Raw genomic sequence first — 8,982 nt, forward strand, 5'->3', positions numbered from 1 at the left:
GCTTATCAGTAAACAAGGAAGCCTGTATGTTTGAATCACTGATTGTTCAATTTGTTGTGTTGTGGGCCGTGATCGACCCGATCGGATCCATTCCCGTCTATCTGTCAAAAACCTCAGCACTCTCCGCACAAGACCGCCGCAAAGTGGCCAGCAAAGCCATCTTAGTCTCTACCGGTATCCTGCTGTTTTTCCTGATCGCCGGCCAGTTCTTGCTCGAAGCCATGCAGATCCCACTCAGCGCCTTTCAAACTGCCGGTGGCTTAGTACTACTGCTGTTTGCACTGACCATGATTTTTGGCGAAGGAAAACCCGATCAAGAGATGCGGATGGATTACGACATCAGTGATCTGGCCGTCTTCCCGATTGCCGTGCCCTCAATAGCCTCACCCGGTGCGATGATGGCCGTCGTCATGCTGACTGACAACCACCGTTACGCCATGGGCGAACAGGCACTGACTGCACTGGTGATGCTCACCGTACTTATCATCACCTACCTGTTGCTGCGCAGCGCATCTAGCATTCAAAAAGTGATCGGGCGTACCGGTGCCTCCGTTATCAGCCGCGTCATGGGCTTGATACTTGCCGCCGTTGCCGTCAATAACCTCTTGATTGGATTACGGGATTTTTTCGCCCCGTTAAGCTAATCATCCGTTATACAGCTTCCTGTTCGGGCTACTTACACAGAGTAGCCCCTGTTTTCCCTTTTTTATCATCACATCACACAGCCCCCTCCCTAACTCAACCATGTTCATCAACCCGCTTACCCCCTTTACATAACGCCCTCTGCGTAACCGCACATTTTGGCTGTAACGCCTGCCTACTCAACACAACAAAAACTGTTTTGGGATAAAAAAAGATACCCATCACGCAAACGTTTTCGTTAGAATAGAACCACCCCAGAGCACAACAACGAGCAACCTTTATCCAGCGATAAAATAAAACAGACAGGCAACACAAGGTCATAGCGATGAATGAGTGCAGGCCGCTTACGCAAACCCGCTACGGTTTGCGTAAGCTACTTTCTGCTCACTCGAAGGGGATGTCATCAACCATGGAACAGCACCGTCCTGTACGCCGAGCACTGCTCAGCGTTTCTGATAAAACCGGCATTGTAGAGTTCGCCCGCGCTCTGGCAGCTCGCCACATTGAACTGCTGTCAACCGGCGGAACCGCCCGCTTACTCAGTGATGCCGGATTACCGGTTACCGAAGTCTCTGATTACACCGGTTTTCCTGAAATGATGGACGGTCGGGTCAAAACACTGCATCCTAAAATTCACGGTGGCATTTTAGGCCGCCGCGACCAAGACAGCGCCATCATGCAGCAGCACGATATCGCCCCGATAGACATGGTCGTCGTCAACCTCTACCCGTTCGCCCAAACCATTGCCCGCGAAAACTGCACACTGGCCGATGCCGTCGAAAATATCGATATCGGTGGCCCAACAATGGTGCGATCAGCCGCAAAAAACCATAATGATGTCGCCATCATCGTCAACAGCCACGATTATGATCGCGTCCTCACCGAAATGGATGCCCAAGATGGCTCACTCAGCCAAGCCACCCGTTTTGACTTAGCCATCGCCGCCTTTGAACACACCGCCGCCTACGACAGCATGATAGCCAACTACTTTGGCAGCTTGGTACCGGCTTATCACCACGCCTTTGGCGAAGAGAAACAACAAGCCGAACCTGCTGGTCGTTTCCCGCGCACCCTCAACCTCAATTTCACCAAAAAGCAAGACATGCGCTACGGTGAAAACAGCCATCAAGGTGCTGCGTTTTATATTGAGAATACCGTACCACAAGGCTCAGTCGCTGCGGCAACTCAACTGCAAGGCAAAGCCCTCTCTTACAACAATATCGCCGATACTGATGCTGCACTCGAATGCGTTAAAGAGTTTGATGCCCCAGCCTGCGTGATTGTCAAACACGCCAACCCCTGTGGCGTAGCACTGGGTAGTAACCTGCTAGAAGCCTATAACCGCGCGTTTCGTACTGACCCAACTTCCGCATTTGGCGGTATTATCGCCTTCAACCGCGAGCTCGATGCCGATACCGCACAAGCCATTATCGAACGCCAGTTTGTTGAAGTGATCATCGCCCCAAGCCTAACTGCACAGGCTGCCGTGATCCTCTCAAGCAAACAAAATGTGCGCGTACTCGTCTGCGGCGAATGGGAGACACGTCAGCACGATCTCGACATGAAACGCATCAACGGCGGCCTGCTGGTACAAGATCGCGACAATGGCAGCGTCACCGCCGCCGATCTCAGCATTGTCAGTACCCGTCAGCCCACCGCTGAAGAGCTACGTGATGCCCTGTTTTGCTGGAAAGTGGCTAAATATGTCAAATCCAACGCCATTGTTTACGCCAAAGGCGACATGACCATCGGCGTTGGTGCCGGACAAATGAGCCGCGTCTACTCAGCCAAAATCGCTGGCATTAAAGCCGCTGATGAAGGTCTAGAAGTGCAAGGCTGCGTCATGGCATCCGATGCCTTCTTCCCGTTCCGCGATGGTATCGATGCCGCAGCGCAAGCCGGCGTCACCTGCGTGATCCAACCGGGCGGTTCTATTCGTGATGATGAAGTCATTCAGGCTGCCAACGAGCACGGCATGGCCATGATCTTCACCCACATGCGCCACTTCCGCCACTGATCCACCACCGTCTCTATTTCCTTTTCGGGGAGCGCTTACTCCCCGAAAAACGGGTACACAACCCATACAACACCCGCGCCGTCAGATCCTCGCAATACGGCTGATCGCGCGTAATACCCAATTTATCGCCCATACGCTGGAGTCTCCCGCATGCAGATCCTGATTATCGGTAACGGTGGCCGTGAACATGCACTGGCATGGAAAGCCGTACAATCCCCCCTTGTTACCCGCGTATTTGTTGCACCCGGCAATGCCGGCACTGCCCTTGAACCGGGCGTAGAGAATATCGCCATCTCCGCTACCGACATTCATGCACTGGCCGAGTTTGCGCAGCAACAGCAAATTGCACTGACCATTGTCGGCCCCGAAGCCCCACTGGTTAAAGGGGTGGTCGATCACTTCCGCGCCCATGACCTCCCTATTTTTGGCCCGACACAAGCCGCCGCACAGCTTGAAGGCTCCAAAGCCTTCACCAAAGATTTTCTCGCCCGTCATCAGATCCCAACCGCCGAATACCAAAACTTCACTGAATTAGCGCCAGCACTGGCCTATATCCGTGAAAAAGGTGCGCCGATTGTCATCAAAGCCGACGGGCTGGCTGCCGGTAAAGGGGTCATTGTCGCCATGACACTCGCCGAAGCGGAAGCTGCCGCACAAGATATGCTAGCCGGCAATGCCTTTGGTGATGCAGGGCATCGCATCGTTGTCGAAGAGTTTTTAGATGGTGAAGAAGCCAGCTTTATTGTCATGGTCGATGGCCAGCATGTATTGCCAATGGCCACCAGCCAAGATCATAAGCGTATCGGGGATAACGACTCAGGGCCAAATACCGGCGGAATGGGAGCGTACTCACCCGCACCAGTGGTTACTGATGCCATTCACCAGCGCGTCATGGAAGAGGTTATTTGGCCAACTGTACGCGGCATGGCCGCCGAAGGTAACATCTACACCGGTTTTCTGTATGCCGGCCTAATGATCATGGCCGATGGCACACCGAAAGTGATTGAGTACAACTGCCGCTTTGGTGATCCTGAAACACAACCGATTATGATGCGCCTGCAATCTGATCTGGTTGCACTCTGTCTGGCCGCCGTCAACGGGCAACTCGACCAATGCCACTCCAAATGGGATCCTCGTCCAGCACTCGGCGTAGTATTAGCCGCCGGTGGCTATCCGAATGATTACCGTCAGGGCGATCTGATCAGTGGTCTCTCTGCCCCTCACTCGGCTGACAGCAAAGTTTTTCATGCCGGCACTACGCTAGACCAGCGCAGCCAACCTGCAACCGTGCACACCCAAGGTGGGCGCGTACTGTGTGTTACGGCACTTGGCCACAGCGTCGCACAAGCACAACAGTGTGCTTATCAGCATATTCAGCACATTAGCTGGCCGGATATGTACTGCCGCCATGACATCGGCTACCGCGCCATTGCCCGTGAACAGCAGGGCGAGTCTGCAAAAAGTTGCTGTTAAAAATGATACAATAAAAAAATGTGTTTTTAGATCGTATCAGCATATGGTTTTATCGCTGTAATAAAAAATACGTTAACGTAAGCGTAAACATTGTCATATTTAAACACAGTGGTCGCTAAATAATCTCCGTTTGTCACACACTGAAGATTAATCACACCCGATAAAACCCCGTGACACCGGAATAACAACCGGTGTCACATCAAGCCTAAAAACTCACTGCACAATCTTAATTTATATCACCAAAGCAGCCACAAAAAAATACAACCATTACGTCAACGTAAAGCTTAAAAAACGCCTAATCGCTGCCATTATTTTTCAATAAAAGCTTCGTTACTCTGAAATAGAATGCACATATAAATCGAATTACTGTGTGATGCGAAGTGATTTTCACATCATGAACAGAAGTGCGTTATTCACAAGGAGCTGAGAAATATGAGTACGGAAATTTTTAAAACTTTTGCCGATCAAGCACAGAACTTTTATGCACCGGTATACAAATACAACCAACTGTTCACCAGCAGCCTAGAGCAAATCAACAAGCTGCAACTGGCTGCAGCGAAAACCTACTCAGAGCTGAGCCTTGAGCAGATCAAAGCAGTTAGCGATATCAAAGACCCACAATCTCTGGTTGCGTTTGGCAACAAACAACTGGAAATGGTGAACAAACTGTCTAAACAAATGCTCGATGACACCCAAAAGCTGACCTCAATGAGTGAAGGCTTCAAAAAAGAGCTGGAAACCCTGAGCAAAGATAACTTGGCTAACCTGCAAGTTAACAACGCAAAATAAACCGGCAACCCGACACGCCTGCGGGCGTGTCATTCTTTGATGATGGTGTTACAGGGAGAAAGCCATGGCTTCTGCAAATCAGTTCAACGACGCGCTGGATGCGCTGGCTGATCTGAACCGTAAGCTGGTTGAGCTGTACCTGTCGCGTTCCACGGCTCAAGGTCCGCTCAATCAGGTATTGATGCAGACCAACATGAACGATGCAAATCGCTTCTTTGAGCATGCACTTGAACAGCCTAACTCGCTTTTAGAGCAGCAAATCAAGTGGTGGCAGCAACAACTTCAACTTTCACAACATGCCGTATTACGCATGTTCGGTCAGCCAAGTGAACCTGTGATTACTCCCGATCGGAGTGATCGCCGCTTTACCTCCGATGAATGGCAGCAAAACGTGATGTTTGATTACCTCAAACAATCCTACCTGCTGACCACTAAAAATATTCTCGATAGCATCAATCAGCTTGAAACGCTTGATGAAGAGACCCGTAAACGGCTTGAGTTTTTCACTCGCCAATACTTATCGGCGGCCTCACCAAGCAACTATTTACTGAGTAACCCTGAGCTATTAAAAGCCACCATTGACGATAACGGCCAAAATCTGGTCAAAGGGATGACCCTGTTCGTTGAGGATATGGAAAAAAGCGCAGACACACTCAATATTCGAATGACCGATCAAAGCTCATTCCGACCGGGCGAAAACATTGCCGTTACCCCAGGTAAAGTTATTTTCCGCAACGCCCTGTTTGAGCTGATTCAATACACCCCAACCACCAGCGAGGTTCTGCAAAGACCGCTGCTGATTGTGCCGCCGTTTATCAATAAATACTATATTCTGGATCTGCAAGCCCAGAACTCATTTGTACGCTGGGCCGTTGCACAGGGCCACACCGTATTTATGATGTCATGGGTTAACGCGACCCCTGAACATAACCAAATTAACTTTGAAGATTATGTTGTCGATGGCGTACTCGCTGCACTTGATGCCATTGAAATCGCTACCGGTGAAAAAGAGGTCAACGGGATAGGTTACTGCATCGGCGGAACGCTGCTCAGTATCACCATGGCCTATCTAGCAACCCGTCGGATGAAGCAACGTATCCGAACCGGTACGCTGTTTACTACACTGCTTGATTTTGCCAAACCCGGTGATATCGGTGTGTTCATCAATGAAGAGTCTGTCTCTGCATTGGAAACACAAAACAAAATCAAAGGCTATATGGATGGCCGCCAAATTGCTGCCTCTTTTAGCTTGCTGCGTGAAAATTCCCTGTACTGGAACTACTTCGTCGACAATTACCTGAAAGGTAAAAGTCCGATGGCTTTTGATCTTCTGTACTGGAATTGCGATAGCACTAACGTTCCGGGTGCCTGCCACAGCTTCCTGCTGCGTGAATGTTACCTTGAGAACAAACTAATTACCCCAGGTGGCATCTCCATTCGTGGTACTGCCATTGATCTGAGCAAGATCAAACTGCCGCTGTATTTCCTTTCCGCTGCCGAAGATCATATCGCTTTGTGGGATGCTACCTACGATGGCGCGAAAACTATCGGCAAAGATAATAACCACGTGACCTTTGTGCTGGGTGAATCCGGCCATATTGCCGGTGTTGTCAATCCACCGGAGAAAGGGAAATATGGTTATTGGGTCAACAGTGATACCAGCTTCTTCCCAACCGAACATCAGGCGTGGCTCAATGCTGCCGAGCATCACAAAGGATCATGGTGGACACACTGGCAACAGTGGATTATCAGCCATATTCCGGAAGGCTCAAAATCAGTTGCTGCCCGTGAACCGGTCGCACGTGATAACCAACCGCTGCTAGGCGATGCACCCGGTGAGTATGTGAAAGTGCGCATCAGTGATATTGACACGCTCTGGAAAGAGGTTATCAACCCGACGCCTGCCGACATTGATGCCGCTTAACCCGTCATCATACCGACAAGCTTGTGTTGCAGATTAGCGTTGCAAACAATAAAAAAAACGGGGTGTCACACGACACCCCGTTTTTTATTACTGCGGTAAGACATTACTTTACTGAATCTTTCAGCGCTTTACCGGCAACAAACGCAGGCACATTAGCTTCTGCGATTTGGATCTCTTTACCCGTTTGTGGGTTACGACCTGTACGCGCGGCACGGTGGTTCACTTTAAACGTACCGAAACCGACCAGCTGCACCGGATCACCTTCTTTCAGTGATTCAGTGATTGCAGTCAGCGTAGATTCCAATGCTGCTTTTGCCTGTACTTTAGACAGATCCGCTTTCTCTGCAATAGCATCGATCAGTTGAGTCTTGTTCATAGGTTGTCCTTACGTTTTATTTATCACGTTATGAGTAGTCATACAGGTTTATTTAACCCATCCTGATTACTTCGTTATGACAAGGCAGACAATATGCTCACCTTATCAACACTCTCTCGCCCCAGTATCCATTGGGCTGATGCAAACCCACCCAACTGTAGAACAATTTCACACAGATAGGGAAGCTACAAACCTGAAATCCGGCGGTAAATCACGCTTCTCGCGTGCCGCCCACAACTTCCAGACCAATATTACTGGTTCCGGCTTCACGCAAATCAGCACGTAGCCCTTTAATCAGCTCGATATCGCGCTCTTCACACTCAAGTAGCAGACGATAAATTTCCCACTGCACATCCAGTTCAGTTTGAATACTTGGCAGCTCTTTTAGCTCATCTTCCGACATATCACGATCGGCATCATTCATCGCTAACATCGCCACGGTATTGATCGAAATCTGGCTAATGCTCAACGTGAACTCCAGCTCATCACCGCTCAACGCCGAGTGCAATAGATCACTCAGTGCTACACAAGCATCAATCGCCGGATATACACCGTACATATCAAAATCATCAGCGACAGGGATCTGCTCTTCAAACTTCTCTAGCTGATTTTCAAAATTAATCTTCGCACCTTTGACTGTCAGCACTTCCCATGACAAGTCTAAAATCGTGCGATACAGTTGAGGCTGACCAAATCCGGTCGCCAGCGAGAAGGCTTGGTAGTTCGGATACATCCGCTCACACAGGCATACCATAAAAGTCTGTAGCTGCCACGGTGCAAATCGTTCTAATCGTTTATGAATTGGATTACGTAACATACCCATACCTCTTGCTGCGTCTGCCGTGGAGTGTAACTGATCTTAGGGAATAACCGATAGGCATATGCGGAGTTCACCCCACAGATTGCTCTGATTTTCAGCAATTTAGGTGATCTATCGCACCCGAACGCTCAAAACAAATACAAGGTGTCACAACAATGTGCCGCGCGGCCTGTCTCTACTTAACGATGATACGCCGCTGATAACTCGTGCACCGCCTCAACAAACACCCCTGCATGCTCCGGATTGACATCAGGATGAATGCCGTGGCCTAAGTTGAACACATGGCCGTTACCCTGACCGTACCCCTGTAAGATAGTCGCAACCTCGTCACGAATGCGGGCAGCCGGTGCATACAACATCGATGGATCCATATTACCTTGCAGCGCTACACGCTGGCCAATCCGCGCGCGGGCATCGGCAATATCGGTCGTCCAATCGATGCCCACGGCATCACAACCGGTATCGGCAATCGCTTCTAGCCATTGGCCACCACCTTTGGTAAAGAGTGTCACCGGAACACGGCGGCCTTCATTTTCACGAATCAAGCCATCCACAATTTTATGCATGTACTGTAATGAAAAATCACGATAATCACGGCCCGTCAGCGCGCCACCCCAAGTATCAAAAACCATCACGGATTGTGCACCAGCACGAATTTGGGCATTCAGGTAACTGATCACACTGTCTGCCAACTTATCCAGCAGCAAATGCAGGGTCTGCGGCTCGGCATACATCATTTTCTTAATTTTGGTAAATGCCTTGCTGCTACCACCTTCAACCATGTATGTCGCCAGAGTCCATGGGCTACCGGAAAAACCGATCAGAGGAACCGCCCCCTCTAAGCCTTTACGGATGGTACGCACAGCATCCATCACATACCCAAGTTCCATTTCCGGATCAGGGATCCCTATCTTCTCAACATCAGCCCGACAACGGATCGG

General features: G+C 50.0%; 8 protein-coding genes. 5 read left to right on the forward strand and 3 right to left on the reverse strand.

Features of this window, described 5'->3' with window-relative positions; all coding sequences use genetic code 11:
• Window positions 1–26: 26 nt before the first annotated feature.
• The 5 genes from ACRC27_RS03480 (at window position 27) to phaC (ending at window position 6,845) form a co-directional block, all read left to right on the forward strand.
• The gene (locus tag ACRC27_RS03480) at window positions 27–644 is read left to right on the forward strand and encodes a MarC family protein (RefSeq protein WP_438622186.1); all 618 of its coding nucleotides are present in this window, start codon (window positions 27–29) and stop codon (window positions 642–644) included.
• Window positions 645–1,051: 407 nt separating this feature from the next.
• A complete protein-coding gene (purH, locus tag ACRC27_RS03485; protein ID WP_438622208.1) occupies window positions 1,052–2,659 on the forward strand; it encodes a bifunctional phosphoribosylaminoimidazolecarboxamide formyltransferase/IMP cyclohydrolase in 1,608 nt (535 codons plus the stop codon).
• A 150-nt stretch (window positions 2,660–2,809) separates the two neighbouring features.
• Window positions 2,810–4,132: a phosphoribosylamine--glycine ligase gene (gene purD / locus ACRC27_RS03490; protein ID WP_438630510.1), complete on the forward strand. Its 1,323-nt coding sequence runs from the start codon at window positions 2,810–2,812 to the stop codon at window positions 4,130–4,132.
• A gap of 432 nt (window positions 4,133–4,564) precedes the next feature.
• Window positions 4,565–4,921: a phasin family protein gene (locus ACRC27_RS03495; RefSeq protein WP_438622188.1), complete on the forward strand. Its 357-nt coding sequence runs from the start codon at window positions 4,565–4,567 to the stop codon at window positions 4,919–4,921.
• A 64-nt stretch (window positions 4,922–4,985) separates the two neighbouring features.
• Complete coding sequence (gene phaC, locus ACRC27_RS03500; RefSeq protein ID WP_438639196.1) at window positions 4,986–6,845, forward strand: class I poly(R)-hydroxyalkanoic acid synthase; 1,860 nt, start codon at window positions 4,986–4,988, stop codon at window positions 6,843–6,845.
• Window positions 6,846–6,948: 103 nt separating this feature from the next.
• Here phaC and hupA read toward each other — a convergent pair whose 3' ends face one another.
• From hupA to ACRC27_RS03515, 3 genes are all read right to left on the reverse strand, one after another.
• Window positions 6,949–7,221 (reverse strand): nucleoid-associated protein HU-alpha, encoded by a 273-nt coding sequence (hupA, locus tag ACRC27_RS03505; protein WP_438622190.1) that lies wholly within the window; start codon window positions 7,219–7,221, stop codon window positions 6,949–6,951.
• 211 nt (window positions 7,222–7,432) lie between these two features.
• Window positions 7,433–8,038, reverse strand: coding sequence for a YjaG family protein (locus tag ACRC27_RS03510; protein WP_438622191.1), 606 nt, complete (start codon window positions 8,036–8,038; stop codon window positions 7,433–7,435).
• Between the two features lie 182 nt (window positions 8,039–8,220).
• On the reverse strand, window positions 8,221–8,982 hold a 762-nt coding region (locus ACRC27_RS03515; protein ID WP_438639197.1), incomplete at its 5' end, for a uroporphyrinogen decarboxylase.

It is taken from the genome of Plesiomonas sp. (genome assembly GCF_051650925.1).
In the GTDB taxonomy this organism is placed as follows: Bacteria; Pseudomonadota; Gammaproteobacteria; order Enterobacterales; family CAMTGL01; genus Plesiomonas.